The sequence below is a fragment of the Cohnella soli genome (assembly GCF_042655525.1).
GTDB lineage: Bacteria > Bacillota > Bacilli > Paenibacillales > Paenibacillaceae > Cohnella > Cohnella soli.
On record NZ_JBHSMI010000061.1, the window covers coordinates 628 to 968 of the forward strand.

The 341-nt window shown below is 52.2% G+C and carries 1 rRNA gene; it reads right to left on the reverse strand.

Annotation, left to right across the window (positions count from 1 at the left end):
- Window positions 1-163: 163 nt before the first annotated feature.
- Window positions 164-341 (reverse strand): 16S ribosomal RNA (locus ACFPOF_RS28765); the annotation flags it as partial.

Here is a 341-nt window from a genome sequence, read left to right on the forward strand (position 1 = left end):
CTTTCGCGCTTTGTTTCGCTATCCAGTTTTCAAGGTACAAGATTTGATACGTTGAAAGGCATTACCCGAAGGCAATTGCACTTTCAAAACTGAACATGAGCGTAAGAAACGGTTGCCACTCCCAAAGGGCCGTGGTCTTTTATAGCTCCGAAGAGCTCCTTAGAAAGGAGGTGATCCAGCCGCACCTTCCGATACGGCTACCTTGTTACGACTTCACCCCAATCATCTACCCCACCTTCGACGGCTGGCTCCCTTGCGGGTTACCCCACCGACTTCGGGTGTTGTAAACTCTCGTGGTGTGACGGGCGGTGTGTACAAGACCCGGGAACGTATTCACCGCG